1 protein-coding gene and 1 pseudogene are annotated in these 1288 nt (G+C 72.0%); both read right to left on the bottom strand.

Annotated features, from left to right (window positions below; genetic code table 11):
• A pseudogene (locus H5J29_RS33105) lies at positions 1-193 on the bottom strand (hypothetical protein); the annotation flags it as partial.
• 163 nt (positions 194-356) lie between these two features.
• On the bottom strand, positions 357-1288 hold a 932-nt coding region (locus H5J29_RS33100), incomplete at its 5' end, for a beta-propeller fold lactonase family protein (protein WP_181784821.1).

Raw genomic sequence — 1288 nt, 5'->3', positions numbered from 1 at the left:
CGTCGAGGCCGGCGATGAGACCGGCCTCGGACAGGCGCGGGGCGGCGAACGGGTCGGCCAGGTACAGCCCGTCGACGACGAGCGCCGAGCCACCGGAGATCCGGACGCGGCCGGCGTCGACGGCGCGCAGGACGGCGCGGTCGCGGTGGGTGAGCGCCGGGACGCCGGGGACGAGGGTGATCTGAGCGGACATCGGTCTCTCCTTCCGTCCTGGCGCCGGGCGGTCCCGGTGTCGGGTCGAACGGGAGGAAGCATCCCGCTCCGCCGAGCCCGCCACGATGAGGCAGGCCCCACTCCTGCGGGGGCCGGCCCGCGGACCCGGGTGGGGGCAGGCCCCCGCTCGGACCGCGCGCTCGTCAGCCCGTCAGGTTCACCGCGGTGAGGGTGCCGCTGTTCAGGTTGGTGACGTACGCCTTCCCGCCGTCCGGCGCGACGGCGAGGCTGGTCGGGGCCTCGCCGGTGGGCAGCGTGGCGGTGACCGTCCAGGTCGCGGCGTCGACCACCGTGAGGGTGTCGCCCTCGACCGCGGTGACGTAGACGAACCGGCCGTCGGGTGCCCAGGCGACGTCCTGCGGCTTCCTGCCGACCGGGACCGCCGCGGTCACCTTCTCGGTCACCGCGTCGATGACCGTCAGCGAGTCGCTGTCGTAGTTGACGTTGACGACCACGGAGCCGTTCGGCGCCACCTCGAGGCTGTGCGGACTGACCTGCACCGGCACCTCCCCGAGCACGGTGTCGTCGGCGGTGTCGATGATCGAGATGACGCCCGACTCGTGGTTGGCGGTGTAGGCCCTGGCCCCGTCGGGGGAGAAGGTCACCCAGTGCGGGTTCGGCGCGACCTTGATGTCGTGCACCAGCGTGGTGGTCGCGGTGTCGATCACGCTGACCGTGCCGGAGTCGTGGTTGGGCACGTACAGCTTCGAGCCGTCCGGCGTGACGGCGAGGGCGAACGGCCGGGTGCCGACGGGGATGGTCGAGGTGATCGTGTTGGTGGTCGTGTCGAGCACACCGACGACGTTGATGGTCTTCTGGTCGTTGTAGATCGAGACGTAGACCCGTTTGCCGTCGGGTGCGAAGGCCAGGTACTGGGGCGGTCCGGCCTGCACCGGGATCGTCGCGACGACCTTGTCGACCGAGGTGTCCATGACGGTGACGATGCCCGCGGCGCGGTTGGCGACGTAGGCCAGCCTGCCGTTGGGCGACATCGCGATGAAGCCGGGGGTCGGGCCCACCGGGATCGTGGCCCCCAGCGACGGGATGGGCACGCTGGTGGCGACCTCGCGCTCGG

The organism is Pseudonocardia pini, from assembly GCF_013870575.1.
In the GTDB taxonomy this organism is placed as follows: domain Bacteria; phylum Actinomycetota; class Actinomycetes; order Mycobacteriales; family Pseudonocardiaceae; genus Pseudonocardia; species Pseudonocardia pini.
Note: the sequence above shows the minus strand (reverse complement) of the source record. Positions and strands in the feature narration are given on the sequence as shown.